Source organism: Methanocella sp. MCL-LM, from assembly GCF_049676595.1.
Classification (GTDB): Archaea; Halobacteriota; Methanocellia; order Methanocellales; family Methanocellaceae; genus Methanocella_A.
Genome location: NZ_CP187259.1, coordinates 2,305,575 through 2,328,270, shown reverse-complemented (window position 1 = coordinate 2,328,270; position 22,696 = coordinate 2,305,575). Strand labels below are relative to the sequence as shown.

The window sequence follows — 22,696 nt, the reverse complement described above, 5'->3', positions numbered from 1 at the left end:
GCGCTTATGAGACTAAGGGTATGTTCTATAGTATTACTACTTGCACTGGTCCTCATCATCTCGTCATCGGCTCAATCAGTTGCTTTAAGCATGCCTTCTATCACAGGTGATTACAAGCTGAAAGGCAGCAGCCCGATAGACGATCCGGCAACCAGCGTAATCGAGGTACAGCCCGGCCAGGAGATCACTGTCGACGCAATTGCCACGCTTACCTACAGCGGCATAAAAATCAGGTCGCCACCCATCTATGTCACTACTTATCTTCGCCTGCTCGAGGGTGGCAGCGAGATCGCCTCTGCCAGACAGACTACGACGGTGGACCCGATGCTGATGGAGAACGGCAAGACCTACACGAAGTCCGGCAGCGGCAAGATCACAGTCCCCTCTGACGCGGAGCCGGGAACTTACAAGCTGAAGTGTAACGCAGACGCCGAAGCAAGCATGCTTGGCCAGACCATGACCAGAAGTGCCGCCGACACCTTCACCGTGCAGGTACTCGAAAGCCCGCAGCAGAATCCAAACTCTGGGGGATCTTCGGGCGACATGCCTGAAAAGCCTGTACAGGTCACACTGAAGCGCCTGCTCAAGTCCAAGTGAAGCTCGCCCAGTATGGGCGACCATCCTTTCTTTACTTTCTTTTCTCATCGACAATTAAAGCTATCGATGGATTAAATACGATAGAGCTACCATTAAAACCTGTGACAGTCCGACACCCATGCGTTATCGTGCCGAAACAGGAAGGCGAAAAGACCCGGAGGGCGCTCATGGAAGCTGAGCTGCTGGACGGGGGCTTTAAGATCCGCTCTGATCATCAGTTTCTCTATCTCCCGGTAGTGCCTGACGTTTCAGATGCGATCCTGCGAACGGTTGTGCCAGGACTATCGCTCTCGAGCTGCGAGTTCGAGGAAACCGAGAAGCGCAAGACCGTCGAAGACCTGATCGGGTTCGCCCCCTCGTACGAGATCATCGGCGACATCGTAGTTACTGCCCAGAGCTACGACCGGAGCGTGGGCGAAGCGATCATGGCGGTGCACAAGAACGTCAAGACCGTGCTGGAGCCGACCACCGGCGTCACCGGCGAGTTCAGGGTAAGGGAATTCAAAGTGCTCTGCGGGGAAGAGCGCACCACGACGACCTATAAAGAGCACGGCTTCACCTACGAGATGGACATCGCCAAAGTCTATTTCAGCCCCAGGCTTTCAACCGAGCGCAAGCGCATCTTCGACCAGATCACCGACCTGGAACTGGTCGTCGACATGTTCGCCGGCATCGGGCCGTTCGCCATCCCCATCGCAAAGAGGGCCATGTACGTGGTAGCGGTAGATAAAAATCCGCATGCCGTGGAGTACATGAAGAGAAACATCCAGATCAACCACATCACCAACATCGAGGCTGTCTGCGCCGACGTCCGGGAGATCAAGCTCCCCCAGCAGGCCGACCGGGCGATCATGAATTTACCTCATTCTGCGCACGAGTTTTTAGACAAAGCGTTCGAGCTCGTCAGGACCGGCGGAATCATCCACTACTACGACATCCGGCCGGAAAACGAGATCTTCGATTCCGTGATCTCGATGATCCGGGATAAAGCCGGTAAGAGCGGGTGCCTGATCGAGATAGTCAACAAGCGTATCGTGCGATCGTACTCGCCGCACGAGTACAACATCGTGCTGGATATAAGAATCACAGGTAAACAGGAGAACTTCGAGGCCTGAACAGCTGGTTAAATCCATCCATATCTGTATCAGCCCGTGAATGTACACGAACGCTGCGCTGTGCGTTTCAGATTGCTTATATGACGTGCGACAGCAAGACGAGCGCTGCGCTATGCGTACCAGATTGCTCGGATTCAGTGAGACAGCAACACGATCGCTGCGCTGTGCCAGATCACAGATTGTTACAGATTCGACAGATTGCACAGACGATTATATTAGATAAAATAAATGCTGCGGGCCATTCCATTTTTATTATCAATTAGCATCTGTGCAATCCGCGTAATCTGTAACAATCTGTGATCCTGGCACAGCGCAGCGATCGTCATCGTTCACGTGTACAGAGATAACGCCTTTCATGCTATCCGAGTATCAGTATCAAGCATAGCGCAGCGTTCGTGTTACTGTCTCACGCCAAACGAGCAATCAGGAACTTCCGATACCGGGTTTAGCATTCACAAGCATATCGGTCAGGGTTGAGAAAAAGAGAAAACTGGGGCTGAACACGCGTTTACACGTGCTTAGCGCCCGGACTGTCTATTGTTGCTTTCTCCGCTTTTTCGGCATCTGCCGTGCTGATGTAGCCATACAGTACAGCTGCCGCCAATGCTCCGGCTACTGGTCCTACAATGTAGATCGGGAACTGCCACCATAGGTTAGCGCCTCCCAGCAGGAAGTCCGCCAGGTATGGGCCGAAGGTACGCGCCGGGTTGAGCGAAGAGCCGGTGATGTTACCGATCACTACTATGTCCATAGCGACGACCAGGCCGATGATGAGGCCAGCCCAGCCATGGGGTGAGCGTTTGTCAACCGCTGTGCCCATGATCGCCAGCATCAGGAAGAATGTGGCCACAGCCTCGCACAGGATAGCCTGCCAGTAGCTGACGCCTGCGAACATGGATGTAGCTCCCAGGCCGGTGGCCAGCGAACGGGCGCCCCAGATGAGGTAGACGGAGAAAGATGCCAGTGCTGCGCCAGTGAACTGTGCAATCATGTAGGCGATCAGGTCTTTTGTAGGCAGCCGCTTTGTGGCCCAGAGGGCAATGCTAACTGCGGGATTGATGTGCGTACCTGAGATGTGCCCAAAGACGTAGATCATCGCTGTGATCGCCAAGCCGAAGGCCAGGCCGATCGCCAGCCAGGCTGCGATGTCCAGGCCGACATTAAACTCGTTACCAGGGATCAGCGCCTGGCCCTGCAGAAGTAATACTGCGGTGGCCACCGCCCCGGTGCCCAGAAAGACCAGGACGTATGTACCGATAAGCTCTGCGAGAGAGCGTTTGAACAAGCTAAATTCTACCATAAGAATCATACCTCTAATGGGGGCTTAAGCCCCCTCAACTGCCTCTTTCCAGTTACAGTACCCGCATTTGTAGTCGATCTGGTTGGCCGCGCAGAACTTGCACGTCCTGGCCGGCGAATTAGGCCTTTCAGGGTGCAGGGCGATGATGTTGGTCATGAGCGTGGCCGTCACGGGCTCGCTGGTGAGCAGGCACGGGAAGTCGGCCAGCCTCATGAGCGCCGAGAATCTTACCGTTATGGCACAGGCGGGGTACGTGTACCACTGCGGGTTCATCACTGCCTCGGTCCGCTCGATCGGGCTGAGGTCCACAGCGAGGCCGCCAACCGTGCAGCCGGAGCCGCGGGGCCGATGGTCGATAATGCGCTCGCCTCTGGCGATCATGTCCATGAAGTCTACGTTGTGCAACTCTGCTGCACCGCCCCTGCCGGGGTTGTTCAGCACGTAGTTGTGGAACCTCTTCGTCAGAAGATCGGTGACCATCGTGGCGGTAAACCCGTCCATCCCGAGTATCTTTGCAGTGGCTGCCGCCGTGGAGCCGGTGGCCAGGCTAAGTACTGCGTACTCGTCCTTGAACTTGCCTTTAGCCTGGTTGAGTGAGCTCTCCATGACACCCGATACCGCCTCAATAATACCCATGACCACGTCGTCCTTGGTCATGTTGAACATGGACTGGGAGATGTGGTGCGCAATGTCTCCGACACAATAGGCGGGTACTGTCAGGATGTTGCCGTAGAACACGCCGGCGTCCATCGCCGCCTTGACCGTGGGCTTCATTCTGGCTTTGTAGTCCTTCATGTACTTGCGGATGTCAAATGACGTGACTCCCGCCTCATCCATGAGGATCGCCTGGGCTTCCGCCGGCTGATCGTAGACGAGCTGGAGCATCTTGACCTCTTCCTTCGCCGCTTCGGCCGCGGTCTTACCGGCCTCGATGGCAGCCTGGAACCGGCCGCCGATGCCGTAGGAGGTATTCATGCCCCAGGATTTGGCGCTGAGAATAGCCCGCTTGTGCTCCACTGGGATGTCCACAGTCTTGAGTATCTCATTCACCACATTGCTCGTGCTGCCCGGCACAAATGCGAAGTCCACCACGCACGTCGGGCCGTAGAACCCTCCGTAGCGGCGGATGGATTCCCGGCTGATCAGGGCCTCGGCCTTGCCGATCGCCTTGATGAACTTGTCCGCGGACTTCCTGAAGGCAGGGTCTTCCTCGTACAGGATCTCCATAATGGGCGGAGTCTGGTAGTGCTCCACCATCGGGTCGTCCTCCGGCCTTACTGTCTTTGCCATCTTTTTCAGGATGTCGTAGTGGGCGTTCACCGAGTCCACGTGCAGCGCAAAGACCTCTTTGCTCTGGGAGCCGGCCGGCTTCATCGCGTTGACTGCCTCTACATAGGGCTTCGCGTGAGCGATCTCAAACTTGCCTCCACGATGGGCCTTAATGGCTGAGACGTCCGCGTTCTGGGCAGCGATCGCCTCGTCTACCATTTTACTGAACAGCTTCTGGTCGACCGTTTTCTCGGTCTGTTTGGCTTTAATAATCTGCTTTGCCATGATGAATCACCTGGATACTAAGCTCAGTCAGCCTGCGGGTTGATGCCCGGAGATTATCGGCTACTGAATATAATTATATAATAGGGCTTGGTGTTTATATACTTGCTCACGTAGTTGCTTCAAAAACTACTCAAATAAATTGACAAGCGGCTGCAAGTTATATTTCAATGCTACCGAAACTAACGGGTCCGGGAGGTAACGAGAGGTTGAGGGGGAGGAGGTATGAGGAGGTCTGAGAGGACTTTCAAGCTGGGAGGTCGGGGAGGTTAGGAGGTTTGGGAGGGCTGAATTTTTTAAAAATTGAAATCTAATATCTCGGGTAGAAAATTGTCTCGGCGTCTGTACCCTCTCAGATATCTGACATATCGGCATACTCCGGAAGCCGTTGGAATCTGTCTGTAAGCTGCTGGAATTCGGTTCGCAGAGTCGCAAATTTTAAATACCGGGTTTTACATTTAAGGTATGCTTTCATGCAAATGCCGCCGTGGCTTAGCCCGGCATAGCGGCTGATTCGTAATCAGCAGGTCGAGGGTTCAACTCCCTCCGGCGGCTCTTTTCATCAAAACTAATTATGATTATTTTAGCCTTATCCCCTTAAATTCCAGTTGCTCAAGGCTATTGTTTTAAGGTAATGTGTCGCCCCACTCGTGAATTTCCTCGAAGATGGGCAGAAACGCCCGGCCATACTGGGTTAGCGAATATTCGACGCGCGGCGGGACTTCCGGATAGACTGATCTTGTGACGATGTTACCTTCCTCGAGCATTCTGAGGTGTTTCGTGATGGTCTTTGAATTGACATCGCCCAGGCTCTTCTGGAGTTCGGTATATCTTAGTGTCTTATCCTTAAGGGACCATATTATAACCAGGTTCCATTTGTAGCCAATTATCTTCAGGGCCTTATCCATGCCGCATCTGGAATTATTTTCGTCTTTCATGCGATATCTCTCAATACATACTTTTTGGAAACAATGTTACCATTGTACTTCTGGGGTATATAAGTAGTTAAAGGTTATTAAATTATCGTAAGCAATGGAACAGACCTAACAGGTGAGCTTATGATCGAGATACCAGTTTCAAAAGCAGTTAGTCTCATTTCCCCACGATTGACTGTCTTAGTAAACACTTTAGATGCCAGAGGCGAACTAAACTCCTCCCCATATTCGTGGATTTATCCTCTCAGCTACAATCCGCCCATGGTAGGGGTAGCCATCGGCAGCAAGGAAAAACAAACTTATATAAATGCCAAAAGAAGCGGAGAATTTGCAATTTGCGTTATCCCAACAAGTATTGGTCAACGAGCAATCAACTGCTGCCTGCCCCATCAACCCGGAGATAAGCTCTGGGAAAAAAATGGCCTGCAGATCGAGAACTCAAAAGAAGTCCAGGTCCCCAGAATAAAACAATCGACTGCGTCGTTAGAGTGCAAAGTTACCACGTTCCTCGAATTCGGCGGATCACATGTGCTTATGGTCGGAAAAATTGTTCACGCTCAGGCAGAAGAGGGTGGACTGGAAAAAATCGATCCGCTGCTGCACGAAGAAGGATACAATTTCAGATCTATCGGCAAGGAACTAATAGTAAAATGGGGTATGTAAAAATTCCCTGTCATGGCCACTGGAGCATCAGCAATGCACGAACATAAACACTGCGGGCATAAGCATAAAGAAGGGCATGGACCAGGATACAAGGGTATATGCGACAGCGACCGGAGAAAAATGATGGATCCCCACGTCATTTTACCTAAGATCGGCCTGAAGCCTGGAATGACCCTCGTGGATGTCGGCTGCGGCCAGGGCTTTTTTGCCCTTCCGGCCGCCCGCATTGCCGGGCCGGAGGGCCGTGTCTACGGTATTGACATCGACGCAGAGGCGCTCGACCTGCTAAGTCTAAAGGCCTCGGATGCTGGCCTGAACATAAATGCACTGCGAGGCGATGCCGGGCAGACTGTGGCCTGCGAAGGCTGTGCTGACATTGTGTTCTTCGGCATAAGCCTCCACGACTTCACCGAGCCGGAGAAAGTGCTGGACAATGCCTGGCGGATGCTTAAGCCTGGCGGAGTTCTTGCCGATCTCGACGGGAAGAACGCGGGGAAGGATGGCGGATCCCGTCCAGGAAATAGACTCAGCGAAAAAGAGGCGTCGCAGCTCATCGAGGAAGCAAACTTCAACATAGTATCTGTTGAGGACTTTTCCGACAGGTTCTACCTGATACTCGCAAAAAAGTAGGAACTGCACAGCCCGCCTTTGTCACCGCATTATTCATCTACCTAAATCTGGTCAGCCCCAGGATCCGGACAATCTTGCCCGGTCATGCAAATGGATATTAAAATTTTCCAAAGGATATTGAGTTCTACAAATAATAATTTACACGATCTTATTCATTTGTGTTTCTTTATGCTCTTCAGTGTCCCATCCTGATCGTATACCTTCCATTCCCCGGTTTTCTTGCCGTTAGCATACGATCCCACATCCCACAGCTGACCGTTTGGGTGATACCGTTTCCACTCCCCGGTTTTAACGTTTCTGTCGAATTCGCCGGTCTGCATCAGCTCGCCGTTTTCCCGGTACCACTGCCAGGGCCCGGAGAACTCGTCGTCCACAAACTTGCCCGTCGCTTTCACTTGACCGTTGCGCAGATAATAATACTTCCACGTTCCGGTCTTTTTGCCGTCGGCATACTGTCCTTCGATGGCTACAGTACCATCGGCGAAGTACTCTTTCCAGGGTCCGGTTTCTGGTGGCTGGGCTGCATTATCTTTTTTCATGATCTAGCTTATTGTCAGCATTTTTACCCATATATTTTACTTTCTTGTAAACTTTATAGTATATTTCGTACCGGAGCCCCGGTCGATCTGGAGTGTACCTTCCAGCTGATCGACCAGCATGGTTACCAGCTGCAGTCCCAGGGTGTTCGACTTAGACAGGTCAAAGTCTGGGGGCAGGCCTACTCCGTTGTCGGAAACTGTCAAAGTGAAATTTTTCTTTTCCTGCCGGATATCGATGACGATCTCGCCCCTGCTGTCGCCAGGGAAGGCATACTTGAGCGAGTTAGAGATTAGCTCGTTGATGATCAGGCCGCAAGGGACACCTTCTTCAATGGTCAGGTCGGCATTCTCGCCCTCGATCCGGTATGTTACTCTGCCCTGGTGCTGGTTATAAGATGCAAACAGGCTACCAGTAAGGGTTGCGGCGTATTTTAAGAATTCGATCCTGTTAAAGTCCTGGGACTTGTACAGCATTTCGTGGATGAACGCCATCGAGCGGACTCTGTCCCGGCTCTCGTTGAATACGTGAACCATTTCATTATCCTTTAGGTAGCTCGACTGGAGGCTGAGCAGGCTGGAAATGATCTGCAGGTTATTCTTCACCCGGTGGTGGATCTCCTTCAGGAGGATCTCCTTTTCCTTCAGCGATGCGAGGACCCTTGCTTCGGCGTTCTTACGCTCAGTGATGTCCTGGACTATCCGGAAGAACTGGGTAGGCTGTCCTTTTTCGTTTTTCGTTACCCTGCTCACGCAGTAGATCGTGCGTAAGGTCCCGTCCGGCCGTACGATTTTGAACTCCGTACTTGCCGTCCCTCCCTGCTGGAACAGCATACCGTCGAGCTGTTCGATCGCTGCCCGATCCTCCGGGTGGACGATTTCGATGAACTTATCATAAGATCCCTCGCCCTTCTTCGGGTCGAGACCGAAGATCCTGGAGAACTCTTCCGAAATATTGATGCGATTAGACTCGGTGTCTATGTGGCAGCTACCCAGGTGAGCAATGCTCTGCGCCAGCGCCAGATCGGCTTCGTTTGCCCGGAGAGCATCCTCGGCCAGCTTCCATTCTGTTACGTCCCTGATCATGTTGCCGATCATGAAACCCCTGGTAGTGCTGATCGGAAAATCGATGCTGTGGATGTACCGGCAGGTACCGTCTTTACACCTGATCCTGATCTCGCGGTGTCCTTTCTTACTGGCGGGTATCTTACCAGTCTTCAACATCTTTTCAATGCCTTTTCGCATAATGTCCAGGGTGACGTTTTTGGCGGCCTCCTCTGGCAGCATCTGGTACACGTTTTCCCACAGCTTTTTACCGACGACCTCTTCGGGGGGATACCCGTAAATCTTTTCAAGCGCCCGGTTATACTCGATAATCGTGCCGGTCTCATCGATCAGCATGAAGCCCTCCAGGGATTGCTCGACTACGTTGCGGAATTTTTCTTCGCTCTCCCGGAGCAATTCCTGAGATCTTTTCTTTTCGGTGATATCCCTCCCCTGGATCGTGGTCCCCGTGGCATTACCCTTAGCGTCCCAGGCCGGGCTGATGACTGCCTGCATCCAGCGGTACTCCCCATTCAGGCACCGCAGCCTGAACTCTCGTTCGCTCTCCTTGCCGCTGCTGATCACTCTACCGCAGGCGATCATCGTCGCCAGCCGATCGTCCGGGTGCATGTAATCGAAGATAAACTGGCCAGTCAGGCTGTCAGGCTCATATCCAATGCTTTTCGAGCCGGCGTGGTCTACGGACTGAATAGTTCCTTTGTCGTCGAGCCGCCAGACAATATATCCCATTTCGTCAGCGAGCGAGGCGATGCGCTTTTCGTTCTCTCTCTGGGCGTACTCCCTGCGCTTCCGCTCGGTGATATCGTCGAAAATCAGCACGTAGTTGTCTGCGTCTGCCGGGAAGAGCTTGATGTTGAGCCACTTATCATGCATTTCGTCATATACGTCCCAGGTAAAGCCTGTGCTGTTTGTCAGATCCCGGGTGTGGTCTCCGAGTTCCTTGAACATCCCGTCTACCCGGATTCTGGTAACCTCTCTGAACTTTTTGCCGATCAACTCGATCTTAGGCTTGCCCAGGATCTCTTCTACCCGGTCATTCAAATCCCGAATGACAAAATCGATCGGCTCGCTGTCGGCACTGCGCAATATCTTGATATAGGCACAGCCTCCCGGCATGTTATCAAAGAGCGATCGGTATTTGCTTTCGCTCTTTAGCAACTGCTGCTGGGAATCTCGGAGCGACCCGAGCATATCGTTGATATTCGCTGCGAGGGCCTGGAGCTCGTCGTTTCCCTCAAGGGGTATGCTGGTATTAATTTCACCCTTCTTGCCGATCTGGAGCAGTTCCCGGCCCATTTTGTTCAGCCGGCGGAGCACCGTACGATCGAGGAGGATGAGTATGGCGGTGCAAATGAACAGGGAAGCGCCTGCCTGTAAAATAACTAAGCCGATGCTGGCCTCCCGGGCCTGGTGGTACATGGTACGGTGGACCTGTGTCCGGATCATGAACGCCGGGGCACCGTTGATGTCCTCAATCAGGCTATATGCTCCCAGCCAGCTGTCATTACGCTCTAAGATCGCCGTACCGGCTGTCGAGTTTATTACTTTTCCAGCATCAAGAAAATCTTCCGGGGGGAGGTCCTTTCCGAAGCTGGCGATGGCGAGATCAATATTTGTGCTAATCTTCAGCTGATCGATCATGTCCTGATCCACTCGTTTCCCGAACAGCAGTGTCCCGCGTGCAGGACCGCTCGCGTTGGTGGGAAAAATGGGCGCCGCTGAAATCAGGTACGATTGATTATCGAGTACAATAGTTCCGCTGACAATATCTGAACTATCGGCATCAGCGGGGAAGATCAGCTCGCTGTCAGGTCGCAGATAAGCATCGATGTCCGCAGGCACATTGCCGGTAGTCCCACTTTCGTTATAATATATAGTGCCATATTTTATCTTGCCCCTGTCATCGATCAATACTCTGAGGTCTGTATCCTCGGTCTGCAGGGCGGTCAAGTTCATGTTAACGTTTATATAGTCTATCCGGGCAGTTTCTTCACTATCTCCCATAAACTCGTAGGTATCATCCCAGATCGAGTAGCTTTTTACCAAAAAACCGAGTTCCTCGGTGCTTTCGTTAATCATGCTTCTTGCCAGCGACATGCTGGCTTTGGCGCTGGCATCATCAGATACAATACTGCTCTGTACCAATAAATTTTGAGAGAAGAAATATGTGACAGCTGTCAAGGCTATGATCGTTACGCATATGATCATCAGCGTCTTCACAAAAAGTTTCATAAACACCCAGCTTATGTTTGTTTACCCGCCATTACTTCACCAGTAGTGCTCTGTCTCATGTCTGGCGTTATCCTCTTCATTTCCGGCGGCCTGCTGATCGTTTTTGAGCTCCCCACTCCAGTTGCAATATAGTTTGAACGGTGAGTATAACCGGCAAAACCTCCGTGAATACCCAAATTTCCCGCGCATCAATTTCTTGTATAGCTACGAATGATACTGGATAAACTAAATATTTTTGGATTACTGCAGAGTAAGTACTTAATATTAGAAATAACACTGCGCAAGACTATTTAATACGTCCTGAGCCGTGTTTACAGTGCTTTAACCATATAGAAACGAGCACTGATGATTTTGTATGCGGAGATTTCCGAGGCCAAGGCTGCTGGTCAGCGCCTGTCTCGAATTCGAGAAAGTGCGGTACGACGGGAGAACAGTACCGTGTCTGGTCGTGAAAGAGCTGATGCCCTTTGTCGACTTCATCAAGGTTTGCCCCGAATGCGAGGTCGGCCTGGGCGTGCCCCGGGATGCGCTGCGGATCGTCAACGTAGGGGGCAGAGAGCGCCTGATACAGCCCCGGACCGGGCGGGACGTCACCGACCAGGTGGACGCGTTCGCAGACCGGTTCATAGCTTCGCTGCCGCCTCTGGACGGCTTTCTTTTCAAGTCCGGCTCCCCGACTATCGGCTTTTATAACATCAAGGTGTACGATCATCCCGTGGGCGCAGGAGTAGTTGGCCGTACCAGCGGCATCTTTGCCCAAAAGATACTACGCCATTACTGGGGCTATCCAATCGAAGACGACAAGCGGATACTGAACCGGAAAATCCGGGACGAATTCCTCACGAAGATCTTTATTTTCGCCGGCTTCAGAGAGGCGGCAGAAACTGGAGACCCGGGCGCGCTGAAGGATTTCCACGAGTGTAACAAGTACCTGTTCGCCAGCTACAATATGGATGGAGAGGCAAAGCTCGGCAGGGCACTGGCGATGGGTAATCCGCTGGCATACTTCGACGAACTGAGGCGTCTGCTGGCTAATCCCCGGAAGGCCAGCGGTATCGCCAGTATGGCAGAGCTCATCTACAAGAGATACGAGAACCAGTTATCTTCCAGAGAAACAGGATGGTTCTATGAACTGATCACTAAGTTCCAGAAAAACAAGGTCAGCCGGGATGTGCTGCTGGAAACGCTCGAGCTGTTCGCCGTCAGGATGTCTGACTGGCAGATCGTTGATCAGACGCTGTTCGCACCTTATCCGCCTGAGCTTGTCCCGGACGCCGATGATGACCGGGACAGGGATTACCAGAAAGCGATGAGCATCCCCTGAATAACCGGGAACAGGCTTCGTGGAAATTCTTGCCCACCTTTAATATCGTGCTGAAGAAATGCTTATTGATAACGATGGAAAAGAATCTTAAGCTAACCATACGCGACGAAGACATCATCGAAATGGAGCGAATCAAGTCCCTGCACGGCCTCACGGACGACGAGCTGTTCAGCTATCTCCTGCGGCTCGATGCTCTCGCCGATGCTGACAACCTCACCCCCACGGAGCGCAGGCACCAGGTCGAACGTGCCCGGCAGGTTAGCGCAGAACGGGCCAGGGCGGCGAAAAGATAGTAGAAATATGAGGAGAAGCGATCGAGCATCAGGACTGTTTTGAATCGTAGTTATTCTGGAAACATGGAAAGCTGCGGCATCGATGTGTTCAGCACAGCGAGGAACAATGGATATACTATTGAAGTAGTGAAAGACTACAATGACCGGATGAACCGGTTCGGGCTGGTTCTTATCGAATAATGCTATTGTATGGGGTTGTGAGTCGGAGTGGCCAGGAATGTAGAAATAAAAGCTCGTGTAGGGGACTTTGAGGCTTTAACTCAAAAAGCAGCGATGATCGCAGATGGCAGACCCATCGAAATTTTCCAGGACGACACCTTCTTCAACTGCCCGAACGGCAGGCTGAAGCTCCGCGCTTTCTCTCCGGCCGAAGGTCAGCTCATCTTCTACGTCCGCCCGGATCAGGAAGGGCCGAAGGAGTGCTCCTACATCATAGCTCCGACTTCGACGCCGGACACTCTTCGAGATTTATTATCGCAGGCGTACGGCCAGGCCGGCCGGGTCCGTAAGCACCGTACCTTATACCTCGCCGGCAGGACCCGCATCCACCTCGATCGAGTAGAAGGCCTTGGGCATTTCATGGAGCTGGAGGTCGTCCTGTCCGACGATGAGCCGCTTGAGAACGGCGAAGCCGAGGCCAGAGATCTGATGAAGAAGCTGGGGATTGCTCCCGGCCAGCTGATCGAGGGAGCTTACGTCGACATGCTCTTTAAATAACTTCAGTCATTCGGTCATTTTGATAAACTTCCGGCCCGACAGGTACAGCCACCCTGCGCTGGTCACTATTCCTGTCATCACTATGATGATCCCCAGCGCGTGCACGATGCCAGTGCCCCAGTCGTGAGAGATCAGTAGCATTCCTGTGGCGCCCATGACGGTCTGGGCACAGCCCATAAGAGAAGAAGCAGAGCCAGTGTCCTCCGTCTGCTGCTCCAGCATCAGGCTGGTGCCGGGGGGCCGGGAGCAGACGCCCGCAACAGTTGCAGGCAGGACGCAGAGAGCGAAGACTATCGGGCTTATCGGGCCGAGGAAAAATACCAGTACTCCGCTTATGGCTATCAGGGCAAAACAGGCTTTTATGATGGCGTTTCGATCAAACCGGGCCGATAGCCGGACGTAGATCATGGGCCCCATGATCAGGCCTATGCCGTTCAGCGCGAAGTAATAGCTGTATACCTGCTCGGTGGTGCCGAACTCTATCTGGTAGACGTAGGATGACGAGGCTACGAAAGCCATAGTGGAGATACTTGTCAGGGAAAATAAGGCCAGCAGCGAGGTGAAGCCCGGGTTTTTAAGCACGACCCCGAGGCGGCCAAGGGAGCCTGGTACAGATACGTCGCTGCGCCTCGGGATTGTTTCTGTGTAGGCGATGCTGCCTGCGAAGGCGACGAATCCAATGCTGGCAAGCATCCAGAATACGCCTCTCCAGGTGGTGAACGACAGGATGAAAGCTCCGATCACCGGCGCTACCGCAGGAGCTATCATCACCATAGACTGGACGATGGCCAGGACTTTTTCCCGGTCTCTGCTGTGGTAAACGTCCTTCACGATTGCGGTTGCCACCACGCTGGATGCGCTGCCGCCGACGGCCTGGAGGATGCGGAATGTGATCAGCTGGTATATATCCGTGGACAGGGCGCACATAATACTCGCTGCCAGGTATATCATCAGTCCTGCGAGCAGGATCGGCTTCCGCCCGTACTTGTCGCTGAGCGGCCCCCAGATCAGGATGCCGGCGGCGAAGAAGACGAAGAATAAGATCAGCGTTAGGTTGACGAGGTTCACCGGGACGTCGAAGACGGTGGCCATGCCCGGCAGCGCCGGGAGGTACATATCCATGGAGAGAGGCACGAAGGCGCTGAGCAGCGCCAGTAAAACGATTAAGCCTTTTCTTCCGAGATACCTCTGCCTGTAGCTGTTACTTTCCATTTCGAAGCCTTAATGGGTCGGATTATTGATCTAATTCATATTTAAGTTTATACCCGGCTACTATTGCCTGTCTCTTCGGTAGGCATACAAATTCTTGAGCCCTTTTTAGACAGATATCTCTCCTTTAGTCCCGGCCTGGCCAGAGTCACGGCCTTACTTCAGATCAGTTGTTTTACCCCAAATCATTAACAAGCCGCAGGTCGAGATTTCCCCGGTGTTGATCTTGAAAATGGCGGACCAGGAGAAAACAGTTAACGGCATCAACGTCACCCGTTTGTTTAGCACGGTAGACACTATCAAAAAAGATCCGGGCATAGCAAAGTTCCGGTTCAGGGCGACGAACAGGTGGGTGAACGGCACTCACAACCAGGCAAGCGTGAAGGACTTCTTTGGCGCCGGGCAAGACTTCGCCCACGCAGAACCGTATGTTTTCGACGAGGACGAGCCGGACGTACTGCTCGGGAAAGATGCGGGGGCTAACCCTGTAGAGTATGTCCTCGTAGCACTATCGGGATGCCTGACTACAAGTCTCGTTGCGCACGCAGCGGCCAGGGGGGTCAAGCTCGACGCCGTAGAGTCGAAGCTGGAGGGAGACCTGGACGTCCGGGGTTTCCTGGGGATGACTGAAGAAGTCCGCAGGGGCTACGATAATATCCGGGTGACGTTCAGGATCAAGTCGGATGCGCCCAGGGAAAAGCTGCAGGAGCTGGTCGAGCTGGCGCAGAAGCGGTCGCCGGTCTTCGATATCGTGACAAACCCGACGCCGGTCAAAGTTACGCTGGAGTCGTAAAGCCCGAGAAGACCGGGGGCAGGTATAAGCTGATGTCTAACCAGTCTGGCGCACAGATCGTTACTATGGTTATCCTGCTGACTATCGTGTCCGCTGCCGGGGCTTATGCGGCGACAGGGGGCCCCGTCTTTATTCAGCAGCCTTACGAGGGACCTGTTATCACCAGGATAATAAGCGATGTAACCTTCGAGCTTACTCCTCGTGCCACGTTCAGCATAGACGCTGTCGTCAAGGGTGTCAAACCCTATTCTGACGGGCAGTTCGGGTGGATCATGCCTTACGATCTAGTGCTTACGTGGGGGAAGTTGACAGAGCCTGCCCTTATACATTGTATCAACTATTCGCAGTCTGACCGGCAGTACCAGTTTTCATATACTGGCTGTCCAGCCGACGAGTATTATGTAAGGACTCACTCCACGAACGCCCATGCGGTGCCCGCAAACGAGCAGATCGCTGAAGGGATGCGACAAATTCGTATCGACAGTCAGGTATCTATGGCAGGCTACCTTGTAGATATAGGCTGGAAGTCCGGAATGATGCGATACTGGATAAATACCAGCCTCTTGCGGGATGATACAGGCATAGGCGGTTGTGAGATCATGTATATTGAAAGGCTTACCATCGACGGCACGACGTTCCAATGAGCCTGCGAGTGCCAGTGATAGCGGGCTTATCCTCTGCTCTAGCTTTTAATTGTTAAAATTCAGCAATCGCTTACATATAAATAATATGATATCGTATATCTTTAATTATCGAAATATTATACCAGGCCGCTGTTAACGGGTGATATGGCTCGTTCAAGCAACCTGGCAAAAACTGGGGAGATGGAATGTTCAAGCTGACTGCCTTCAGGATTGTGGTTATCTACGCCCTTGTCGGGGCACTGTGGATCTTGATGTCGGACATGGTCATCTCGATCATATCGGCCACCCCTCCACTGTTTACCTTATTCAGCATAATCAAGGGCATCCTCTATGTCACGGTGACTGCTCTACTGTTATACTGGCTGGTTTCTACTTATGTCTCGGAGCGGAAAGCCGTAGAAAATGCCCTGCGCGAGTCGGAGATCAAGTTCAGGGCACTGGCTGAGTCCTCCCCTGTAGTAATTTTTATCCTCCGGGATGATCGGTTCGTTTACCTGAACCCCGCGTTTGAGCGGATAACGGGCTATACCATTGCTCAGGGGCTGTCTATGCGATTCAGCGATATAGTCTCTCCGGATAATGGTGGAGAGGTCGTGCAGTCAGGGGGCTTCCACTTTTCAGAGAGCCCGATCGGGGATTCGATCGAGCTCCGGCTGCTTACCCGGGCCGGAAAATTATGCTGGGTATATTACAGCAGCATCAAGATTGAGTATGGGGGCATGCCTGCCACGCTTGGTAACCTGGTCGACATCAGCGATCTAAAGGCCGCCGAGGACCGTATACTGGCATCGCTGCGGGAAAAGGAGGTGCTACTCAAAGAGGTCCACCACCGGGTCAAGAATAATATGCAGATCATCTCCAGCCTGTTGAGCCTTCAGTATTCCGCTATCACCGACCCTGATATGATCAAGCTCTTCAAAGAAAGCCAGCAGAGAATCCGGTCTATGGCGCTGGTCCACGAAAAGCTGTATAGGTCCAATGACATGGCAGCGCTGGATATTGAGGACTATTTCCGCAGCCTGATATCCTACTTGTACTCCTCTTGTATGGTAAGATCGGATAAAATAATGCTCGAGATGGCGATCGAGCGCATCCCTGTTAAGCTGGACACAGCCATCTCCTGCGGGCTGATCGTGACCGAGCTGGTCACGAATTGTTTTAAGTATGCCTTTCCGGGCGATCAGACCGGCATACTGTCGGTGAAGATGTTTTCCCCGGGCTCCGGCGAGATCTGTCTGCAGGTCTCAGATACCGGGGTCGGTCTACCCCCTGGCATTGATGTTAGCACAGCCCCCACCCTGGGCCTTCAACTGGTCGCTTCTCTGGTCAACCAGGTAGAGGGCACTATGGAAGTAGATCGGACTATCGGGACTAAGTTTACCATCCGGTTCCGGGAATAAAAAAGTGGGATAGCAGCCTGTGGCATGCTACTATCGGGCTGGCCGGCTATGGCTGTTATTTTCCCGGCGTGACTAAGTCATTCTTAAACAACCCGACCGGTGTGCCTTCTTCTTTGTGGGCCGCTACCACCTCGCCGATAAATACTGTGTGGTCCCCACAGTCCTGTCTCGAGAACACTTTGCACTCCAGGCTCGAGGGGCTGTCCTTCAGCAGCGGTGCCATTACTTTACTTGCTTTCTGCACCTGGATGTCCTGCTCCTTGAGCTTATCCTGGCTCTTCAGCGATGCGTGGCCACAGTAGTCGGCGACTTTTTTCTGGCTCTCCTTGAGCGTGTTCACCACAAACTCTCCCGAGTTCTCGATCAACTCGTGAGTCTTCCTCTTCTTGCCCACGCTTATCATGACCATGGGCGGGTCGAAAGACACCTGGGACGCCCATACTGTGGTCATCGCGTCGCTTTGCCTGCCGTCTGAAGAAGTAACGATTGTGTATGGCTTGATCAGGTCATCCAGCGCTTCGCCTGGTTGCACTTCTTTCATCATTATCACCATAAACATGAAGAGCAGCGTTCATAAGAATGTTACACGAATAACCCGCGTTCAGCATATCAATTTGAAATATAAGTCATATAAATCCGGTTTATTAACAAAAGGTATTTCACAAGTTGCTCATATTAGAAACATATACAATTACTGGCCGTGTGTATGGTCAGTCGTTCTATGGCCTGTGCTATGCTGCTATGATCGTACAGGCAGTCTTTATCGGTCCCTGGCTGATACTATGCTCACCCGCGCCACGAGAGTAAAAGGATTCAACCTGATACAGCTGTTGCTGATCGCTCTGTGGATCGCGGTGCTCGTATACTTCATCTCTACTCTGATGGTCGACTTTTTACACGGCACCTTCACGATGATGACTGCCATGGCGAGCGCCATATTTTTCTTCGTGTGCCTGCCCATGTCTATCGTCATCCATCGCTCTAACACCGATACCGGCTTCAAGGGCTTAACTCTGGGCCTTGTAGGGTTTATTATTATCATTGTCGTGAGCGGTATACTGCTGTACGTATTGCCCTTTACCTTCGATTGGCCCTGGCTTACTCCGGCCGGACAGCTGCTGTGGTTCGGCGCCTACGTGACCTTAATTATTCCACTATACTATCGCCTGAGACAGCAGCGGAAAAAACTTGCTGGTAAGATAGATGTTATCCTGTCTATCGTATGTATAACAGCAGCTTTGCTGATCGGTTACAGCATCGTGGCACAGCACCAGTCTCTTGCCCTGAACGGCTTTAACATCATGGTCTTCGCAGGGTACGTGATTTTCGATATTCTACTGCTGACAATCCTCTCCAAGCTAATGCTCATCAACATGCCTAACCTATACAGGTACTTTTTTGGCATTCTCTTCGTTTTCTTCCTGCTCAACTTCTTATCGGATATCCTCAACTTTTACGCTTTCCTGACCTTCAAAGTGGCAGTCGATATCAATTACAGTACTCCCTTATCGATGGTAGTTTTCGCCCTCGCCGAATTTTTCATCAGCGTCGCGCTGCTGCTTTACTCTTCCGTAGACATCAGCCCGGTAACGGTGGAGGAGGTCAAGGAAACCCTCCAGGACACTCAACGTCTGATGAACGACGTCATCGCGCAGTCACCCGATGCTATCTGCATAAGCGATATTGAGGGCACCGCGGTCATCGTGAACGATGCGTTTGTCAAATTCTTCGGAGTGAGCCGCCAGGATGTCACAGGAAAAGCCAATATCTTCGACGATACTCTGCGCCTGAATGTACCCGGGTATGAGCTGGCCCGGCTCCATCAGGGGGAAACTGTCGCTATACCTGTGGTAAAAAGTCATGACGGAAAGTTGTATCTATCCGTGAAGCTGTATCCAACCTACTTGTCCAGCGGGACGATTTCCGGCTATGTAGTATCTGCCGAAGATATCACCGAACGCACGATCGCAGAGCAGCAGATCAAAGCCTCGCTGGAAGAGAAGAAGATCCTCCTCAAAGAAATCCATCACAGGGTGAAAAATAACCTGCAGATCGTATCCAGCCTGCTCAACATCCAGGCATCGTATGTTACCGACCAGATCGCCCTCGACTGCTTCAAGGAGAGCCAGCAGCGGGTGAAGTCGATGGCCCTCATCCACGAAAAGCTGTACCAGTCGGAGGACCTGTCCAGGGTGAACTTTTCGGAGTACATCAGCAACCTGTCGACCTACCTCTTCCGTTCTTACAACGTCTGCCCTGATACCGTCAGCCTGGACATACGAGTCGAGAAGATCACTATGGACATCGACATGGCTATACCCTGCGGCCTGATCGTCAACGAGCTCGTCTCCAACTCGCTCAAGCACGCCTTTCCAGATGGCCGGAAGGGCGAAGTCTCCATCACGCTGACCCGGACAGGTGATCGCTATATTCTCGCTGTCGGCGACAACGGCATCGGGTTCCCCCCGGAGATCGATTTCCGGAATACCGGATCGCTGGGTATGCAGCTGGTTAGTACCCTGGTCACTCAGCTCGAGGGCACGATCGAACTTGACAGCACTATGGGCACAAAATTCATCATTAGCTTCGCTGGCTTAAGGGATAACTCTGGCCCTGCAGACAGTAACCGCTATTGAAAATTTTCCTTTACCTCGTGATATTATCTTATAAATACAATCCAGGCGACTATGGTGATGATCACTATCACGATAATGGCTGTCAGCGCGATCGCCGTATTGATGATCATCTTCATGAGCCTGAGATACTGCCTGATTAAGAAGCTGGCTGCAGAGATGACTACAGCTACGATCACAAGCAGGATGGCCAGAATTACTACCAGGGTGATCCAGTCGATTGTCATAGGCTCAACTTCAGGGCGTTCTGTTTTTCAGTAATTAATATGTGTATAAGCGGTCATATCTCATCTCATAAATCTATTTTGGACGCGGAGGTCAATAAGTGAAGGCAGGATTCATCGGGCTCGGCCACCTGGGTAAAACTATCGCTAAGAGGCTGATCAGCGAAGGCGTGGAGCTGACAGTGTGGAACAGGACCAGAGAAAAGGCTGAAGGACTCGGAGTTCGGGTTGCAGATACTCCGGCAGCCCTGATCTTCGGAGTCGACATCGTCTTCCTCAACCTGTTCGACAGCGATGCCGTAGCTGCGGTATTGCATGGCCCCGACGGGCTATTAGCCGGCAACTGTGCCGGGAAAGTGATCGTAGATACGACTACTAATCACTTCGACCGGGTCGGGGCTTTCTACGGTGCGGCGAGGCAGCACGGTGCCACGTACCTCGAAGCGCCGGTACTTGGCAGCGTCGTACCTGCGTCCCAGGGCGCGCTAACTGTGCTGGTGAGCGGGGATGAAGATGCCTATAACCAGGTTCGGCCCCTGCTGGAGAAGTTCGGCAAGACGATCTTCTACCTCAAAGAAGAATCCATGGCCACCCGGATGAAGCTAGTCAACAACCTCGTGCTGGGCACGCTGATGGCTACGTGCGCTGAAGCAGTCACCTTCGGAGAGGCTGTTGGCGTCGACAGGGCAACTGTGGTCAACATTCTGCTGGCTGGCGCAGGCAACTCCGCGGTCCTCAACGGCAAGAAAAACATGCTGATCAACGAAGACTTCCAGACCCAGTTCTCGTCTTCGCTCATCTACAAGGACCTCCATTACCTGCAGGATCTCGCGAGATCCCTGAAAAAGCCGCTGTTCACGGGCAGCGCCGTCAAAGAGATCTACGGGATGACTTACCCCATGGGTATCGAGGGTGAGGACTTTTCGGCGATTTACAAAGTATTCAAAGAATACTAACCCTTTTTATAGTCATTTTTTAAACCTTTTGTACAATTCTTGCGCCGGGATGTTCGCCTCTTGAACGCCTGCATTCGCAGGCGTTCAAGAGGCGATTCGTAGACGATCGCTGCGCTGTGACCGACTGGAAGCAGTCCCTTGTATACAGGATCACAGATTGCACAGAGGCCACAGATTGACTCGGCTCGGGAAAACCGGTTTTCGTGTCGGGCAGATGAAAAACTCCTGGAGGTTGGGGAGTTTCCGGGAGGTCGGGGAGGATTTTCAAGCTGGGAGGTTAGAGATCGGCAAGGGACACCTCCGTGTCGGTCACAGAGGTCAGAGAGGAGGATAGGGAGTGTGGAAAGGTCAGAGAGGATTTTCTTAAATCTATCCTCTCGGACCTCCGGGTGCCTCACATAACCTCCCTCTCAGACCTCCTGACCTCCCTGACCTCCCAGCTTGAACGTGTCCTCTCTAAACTCCCGGCACCTCTCCAACCTCCTCCCCGACCTCTCAACACCTCCCGGACCAACAATTTTTTATGGAGCACAGAGGATCCTCGATAATCACCGGGCAAGGGACCCGTACTCTTTTGATTTAGGAGAATGTCTGTGTCAATCTGTGAAATCTGAGCAATCTGTGTTCTGGCACAGCGCAGCGTTCCTATTGCTATCACACGCTATCTGAGTAATCCGAAACGCACAGCGCAGCGTTCGTGTACATCTATATGAGCATATGCAAGGGCTAAACCTCTTAGGAATTGATCGGATACGTACACAAAAAGTTCTTGTAGTGACTATTAGGCTTATTTTGCCAGCTCTTCCGCCAGCTTCAGCAGCCTGAGGTCCAGCTCTTTCGCCTTGCAGCAGGTCTCGTCGAAGCGGACGCCGGTAATTTTTCCCTGCTGCCACGCTGCGATCAGGTTTTCTTTGCCGTCCGCCAGGAACTCAACCGCCGCTTTACCGAAGATGCTGGCCAGGAATCTGCTCCGCGCGGTCGGGTGGCCGCCTCTCTGGGCATATCCCAGGACGCTAAGCCGGGTTTCGATCATGGTATGCTCCTGTATCTCCTTGGCCAGGGCGTGAGTGTCACCGATACCTTCCGCGGCTACGATGATGCCGGACTTCTTTCCGGCGGCGCTGTTTTTGATAATGGCATCGCAGACGTCCTCGGGGTGGAACTTTACCTCCGGCACAAGGATGATCTCGGCGCCTACTGTCAGGCCAATCATGGCCGCGAGGAAGCCTCTGGTCCGGCCCATGACTTCGACGATGAAGACTCTGTCCAGCGATGTCGCTGTATCTCTTATCTTGTCAATTTCAGATACTCCTGTGTTTACTGCCGTATCGAAGCCGATCGTCTCGTCCGTGCCAAACACGTCGTTATCTATCGTGGCCGGTATTCCTGCTATCCTTGTATCCGTATACTTGCTGAACTCGTGCGCAGCCCGGAAAGAGCCGTCTCCGCCGATGACGATCAGGCCGTCGACGTTGTTGTTGGCAAGGGTAACCTGGGCTTTTCTCATCCCTTCGTCCGTGGTAAACTCTCTGTTGCGGGACGTCCGTAAAATGGTGCCTCCCTGCTGAACGATCCCGCTTACCGACCTGGGCGTCAGCTGCACAGTGTTATTGTAGATCAGGCCTTCCCAGCCCCGCTCAAAGCCGATCACGGCTATGCCGTGTACCTGGGCTATGCGGACTACTGCCCGGATAGCCGCGTTCATGCCGGGCGCATCCCCTCCGCTGGTTACGACGCCAATGGTCTTCACGGAATATCCCTTTTATCAGTCATTTTGCCGCGTCAAGAACCTTACCGACGATCTGGACGAAAATCGGCCGGCCGGTTGAAGGCCTGCCTTTCGCCTTAAGGCCTCCGACAAAATTGATAAACTGTCACG

22 protein-coding genes and 1 tRNA gene are annotated in these 22,696 nt (G+C 52.6%); 14 read left to right on the top strand and 9 right to left on the bottom strand.

Features of this window, described 5'->3' with window-relative positions; translation table 11 throughout:
* Nucleotides 1-6 precede the first annotated feature (6 nt).
* Together ACPLPM_RS12025 and ACPLPM_RS12020 are read left to right on the top strand one after the other, a co-directional pair.
* Nucleotides 7-597, top strand: coding sequence for a hypothetical protein (locus ACPLPM_RS12025; protein ID WP_424357014.1), 591 nt, complete (start codon nt 7-9; stop codon nt 595-597).
* A 128-nt stretch (nt 598-725) separates the two neighbouring features.
* Entirely contained in the window at nt 726-1,712 is a 987-nt protein-coding gene (locus ACPLPM_RS12020) for a class I SAM-dependent methyltransferase (RefSeq protein ID WP_424357013.1), read from the top strand.
* Nucleotides 1,713-2,220: 508 nt separating this feature from the next.
* Here ACPLPM_RS12020 and ACPLPM_RS12015 read toward each other — a convergent pair.
* Entirely contained in the window at nt 2,221-3,012 is a 792-nt protein-coding gene (locus tag ACPLPM_RS12015; protein ID WP_424357012.1) for an MIP/aquaporin family protein, read from the bottom strand.
* 24 nt (nt 3,013-3,036) lie between these two features.
* On the bottom strand, nt 3,037-4,566 hold the full coding sequence (locus ACPLPM_RS12010; RefSeq protein ID WP_424357011.1) for a DUF2193 domain-containing protein: 1,530 nt from the start codon (nt 4,564-4,566) through the stop codon (nt 3,037-3,039).
* Nucleotides 4,567-5,044: 478 nt separating this feature from the next.
* On the opposite strand from ACPLPM_RS12010, the gene ACPLPM_RS12005 reads away from it, so the two are divergent.
* Nucleotides 5,045-5,118 (top strand) — tRNA-Thr (locus ACPLPM_RS12005).
* A 71-nt stretch (nt 5,119-5,189) separates the two neighbouring features.
* On the opposite strand, the gene ACPLPM_RS12000 is transcribed toward ACPLPM_RS12005, so the two are convergent.
* Nucleotides 5,190-5,501 (bottom strand): winged helix-turn-helix transcriptional regulator, encoded by a 312-nt coding sequence (locus ACPLPM_RS12000; RefSeq protein WP_424357010.1) that lies wholly within the window; start codon nt 5,499-5,501, stop codon nt 5,190-5,192.
* A gap of 120 nt (nt 5,502-5,621) precedes the next feature.
* Between ACPLPM_RS12000 and ACPLPM_RS11995 the strand changes: the two genes are divergently transcribed.
* The gene (locus ACPLPM_RS11995) at nt 5,622-6,161 is read left to right on the top strand and encodes a flavin reductase family protein (protein WP_424357009.1); all 540 of its coding nucleotides are present in this window, start codon (nt 5,622-5,624) and stop codon (nt 6,159-6,161) included.
* A gap of 33 nt (nt 6,162-6,194) precedes the next feature.
* Nucleotides 6,195-6,791 (top strand): class I SAM-dependent methyltransferase, encoded by a 597-nt coding sequence (locus tag ACPLPM_RS11990; protein WP_424357008.1) that lies wholly within the window; start codon nt 6,195-6,197, stop codon nt 6,789-6,791.
* A gap of 152 nt (nt 6,792-6,943) precedes the next feature.
* Here the strand turns inward: ACPLPM_RS11990 and ACPLPM_RS11985 are convergent, their stop codons facing one another.
* Both ACPLPM_RS11985 and ACPLPM_RS11980 read right to left on the bottom strand, forming a co-directional pair.
* The gene (locus ACPLPM_RS11985; protein ID WP_424357007.1) at nt 6,944-7,330 is read right to left on the bottom strand and encodes a toxin-antitoxin system YwqK family antitoxin; all 387 of its coding nucleotides are present in this window, start codon (nt 7,328-7,330) and stop codon (nt 6,944-6,946) included.
* A gap of 36 nt (nt 7,331-7,366) precedes the next feature.
* Nucleotides 7,367-10,624 carry a PAS domain S-box protein gene (locus tag ACPLPM_RS11980; RefSeq protein ID WP_424357006.1) on the bottom strand — a complete coding sequence of 1,086 codons (3,258 nt, stop codon included), beginning with the start codon at nt 10,622-10,624 and terminating at the stop codon, nt 7,367-7,369.
* 355 nt (nt 10,625-10,979) lie between these two features.
* On the opposite strand from ACPLPM_RS11980, the gene ACPLPM_RS11975 reads away from it, so the two are divergent.
* The 4 genes from ACPLPM_RS11975 (at nt 10,980) to ACPLPM_RS11960 (ending at nt 12,958) form a co-directional block, all read left to right on the top strand.
* Nucleotides 10,980-11,948, top strand: coding sequence for a YbgA family protein (locus ACPLPM_RS11975; protein WP_424357005.1), 969 nt, complete (start codon nt 10,980-10,982; stop codon nt 11,946-11,948).
* A gap of 74 nt (nt 11,949-12,022) precedes the next feature.
* Nucleotides 12,023-12,241, top strand: coding sequence for a hypothetical protein (locus tag ACPLPM_RS11970; protein WP_424357004.1), 219 nt, complete (start codon nt 12,023-12,025; stop codon nt 12,239-12,241).
* 63 nt (nt 12,242-12,304) lie between these two features.
* Nucleotides 12,305-12,421, top strand: coding sequence for a DUF2284 domain-containing protein (locus ACPLPM_RS11965; protein ID WP_424357003.1), 117 nt, complete (start codon nt 12,305-12,307; stop codon nt 12,419-12,421).
* A gap of 27 nt (nt 12,422-12,448) precedes the next feature.
* Nucleotides 12,449-12,958, top strand: coding sequence for a class IV adenylate cyclase (locus ACPLPM_RS11960; protein WP_424357002.1), 510 nt, complete (start codon nt 12,449-12,451; stop codon nt 12,956-12,958).
* Nucleotides 12,959-12,964: 6 nt separating this feature from the next.
* On the opposite strand, the gene ACPLPM_RS11955 is transcribed toward ACPLPM_RS11960, so the two are convergent.
* Complete coding sequence (locus tag ACPLPM_RS11955; RefSeq protein WP_424357001.1) at nt 12,965-14,170, bottom strand: multidrug effflux MFS transporter; 1,206 nt, start codon at nt 14,168-14,170, stop codon at nt 12,965-12,967.
* Between the two features lie 229 nt (nt 14,171-14,399).
* Between ACPLPM_RS11955 and ACPLPM_RS11950 the strand changes: the two genes are divergently transcribed.
* The 3 genes from ACPLPM_RS11950 to ACPLPM_RS11940 all read left to right on the top strand — a co-directional run bounded on the left by ACPLPM_RS11950 (nt 14,400) and on the right by ACPLPM_RS11940 (nt 17,004).
* Entirely contained in the window at nt 14,400-14,960 is a 561-nt protein-coding gene (locus tag ACPLPM_RS11950; RefSeq protein ID WP_424359982.1) for an OsmC family protein, read from the top strand.
* 65 nt (nt 14,961-15,025) lie between these two features.
* The gene (locus ACPLPM_RS11945) at nt 15,026-15,604 is read left to right on the top strand and encodes a hypothetical protein (RefSeq protein ID WP_424357000.1); all 579 of its coding nucleotides are present in this window, start codon (nt 15,026-15,028) and stop codon (nt 15,602-15,604) included.
* A gap of 185 nt (nt 15,605-15,789) precedes the next feature.
* Nucleotides 15,790-17,004 (top strand): histidine kinase dimerization/phosphoacceptor domain -containing protein, encoded by a 1,215-nt coding sequence (locus tag ACPLPM_RS11940; protein WP_424356999.1) that lies wholly within the window; start codon nt 15,790-15,792, stop codon nt 17,002-17,004.
* A 55-nt stretch (nt 17,005-17,059) separates the two neighbouring features.
* Here the strand turns inward: ACPLPM_RS11940 and ACPLPM_RS11935 are convergent, their stop codons facing one another.
* Complete coding sequence (locus ACPLPM_RS11935; RefSeq protein ID WP_424356998.1) at nt 17,060-17,545, bottom strand: flavin reductase family protein; 486 nt, start codon at nt 17,543-17,545, stop codon at nt 17,060-17,062.
* A 241-nt stretch (nt 17,546-17,786) separates the two neighbouring features.
* On the opposite strand from ACPLPM_RS11935, the gene ACPLPM_RS11930 reads away from it, so the two are divergent.
* On the top strand, nt 17,787-19,640 hold the full coding sequence (locus ACPLPM_RS11930) for a sensor histidine kinase (RefSeq protein ID WP_424356997.1): 1,854 nt from the start codon (nt 17,787-17,789) through the stop codon (nt 19,638-19,640).
* Nucleotides 19,641-19,663: 23 nt separating this feature from the next.
* On the opposite strand, the gene ACPLPM_RS11925 is transcribed toward ACPLPM_RS11930, so the two are convergent.
* Nucleotides 19,664-19,864, bottom strand: a complete 201-nt coding sequence (locus ACPLPM_RS11925; protein ID WP_424356996.1) for a hypothetical protein — start codon at nt 19,862-19,864, stop codon at nt 19,664-19,666.
* A gap of 98 nt (nt 19,865-19,962) precedes the next feature.
* Between ACPLPM_RS11925 and ACPLPM_RS11920 the strand changes: the two genes are divergently transcribed.
* Nucleotides 19,963-20,817, top strand: a complete 855-nt coding sequence (locus tag ACPLPM_RS11920) for an NAD(P)-dependent oxidoreductase (RefSeq protein WP_424356995.1) — start codon at nt 19,963-19,965, stop codon at nt 20,815-20,817.
* Between the two features lie 787 nt (nt 20,818-21,604).
* Here the strand turns inward: ACPLPM_RS11920 and ACPLPM_RS11915 are convergent.
* Nucleotides 21,605-22,567 (bottom strand): ATP-dependent 6-phosphofructokinase, encoded by a 963-nt coding sequence (locus tag ACPLPM_RS11915; RefSeq protein ID WP_424356994.1) that lies wholly within the window; start codon nt 22,565-22,567, stop codon nt 21,605-21,607.
* Nucleotides 22,568-22,696 lie beyond the last annotated feature (129 nt).

Coding starts and splice junctions, on each gene's coding strand:
- ACPLPM_RS12025 (WP_424357014.1), top strand. CDS start 7: ATGAGACTAAGGGTATGTTCTATAGTATTACTACTTGCACTGGTCCTC.
- ACPLPM_RS12015 (WP_424357012.1), bottom strand. CDS start 3,012: ATGGTAGAATTTAGCTTGTTCAAACGCTCTCTCGCAGAGCTTATCGGT.
- ACPLPM_RS12010 (WP_424357011.1), bottom strand. CDS start 4,566: ATGGCAAAGCAGATTATTAAAGCCAAACAGACCGAGAAAACGGTCGAC.
- ACPLPM_RS12000 (WP_424357010.1), bottom strand. CDS start 5,501: ATGAAAGACGAAAATAATTCCAGATGCGGCATGGATAAGGCCCTGAAG.
- ACPLPM_RS11995 (WP_424357009.1), top strand. CDS start 5,622: ATGATCGAGATACCAGTTTCAAAAGCAGTTAGTCTCATTTCCCCACGA.
- ACPLPM_RS11990 (WP_424357008.1), top strand. CDS start 6,195: ATGCACGAACATAAACACTGCGGGCATAAGCATAAAGAAGGGCATGGA.
- ACPLPM_RS11985 (WP_424357007.1), bottom strand. CDS start 7,330: ATGAAAAAAGATAATGCAGCCCAGCCACCAGAAACCGGACCCTGGAAA.
- ACPLPM_RS11980 (WP_424357006.1), bottom strand. CDS start 10,624: ATGAAACTTTTTGTGAAGACGCTGATGATCATATGCGTAACGATCATA.
- ACPLPM_RS11975 (WP_424357005.1), top strand. CDS start 10,980: ATGCGGAGATTTCCGAGGCCAAGGCTGCTGGTCAGCGCCTGTCTCGAA.
- ACPLPM_RS11970 (WP_424357004.1), top strand. CDS start 12,023: ATGGAAAAGAATCTTAAGCTAACCATACGCGACGAAGACATCATCGAA.
- ACPLPM_RS11965 (WP_424357003.1), top strand. CDS start 12,305: ATGGAAAGCTGCGGCATCGATGTGTTCAGCACAGCGAGGAACAATGGA.
- ACPLPM_RS11955 (WP_424357001.1), bottom strand. CDS start 14,170: ATGGAAAGTAACAGCTACAGGCAGAGGTATCTCGGAAGAAAAGGCTTA.
- ACPLPM_RS11950 (WP_424359982.1), top strand. CDS start 14,400: ATGGCGGACCAGGAGAAAACAGTTAACGGCATCAACGTCACCCGTTTG.
- ACPLPM_RS11945 (WP_424357000.1), top strand. CDS start 15,026: ATGGTTATCCTGCTGACTATCGTGTCCGCTGCCGGGGCTTATGCGGCG.
- ACPLPM_RS11940 (WP_424356999.1), top strand. CDS start 15,790: ATGTTCAAGCTGACTGCCTTCAGGATTGTGGTTATCTACGCCCTTGTC.
- ACPLPM_RS11935 (WP_424356998.1), bottom strand. CDS start 17,545: ATGAAAGAAGTGCAACCAGGCGAAGCGCTGGATGACCTGATCAAGCCA.
- ACPLPM_RS11930 (WP_424356997.1), top strand. CDS start 17,787: ATGCTCACCCGCGCCACGAGAGTAAAAGGATTCAACCTGATACAGCTG.
- ACPLPM_RS11925 (WP_424356996.1), bottom strand. CDS start 19,864: ATGACAATCGACTGGATCACCCTGGTAGTAATTCTGGCCATCCTGCTT.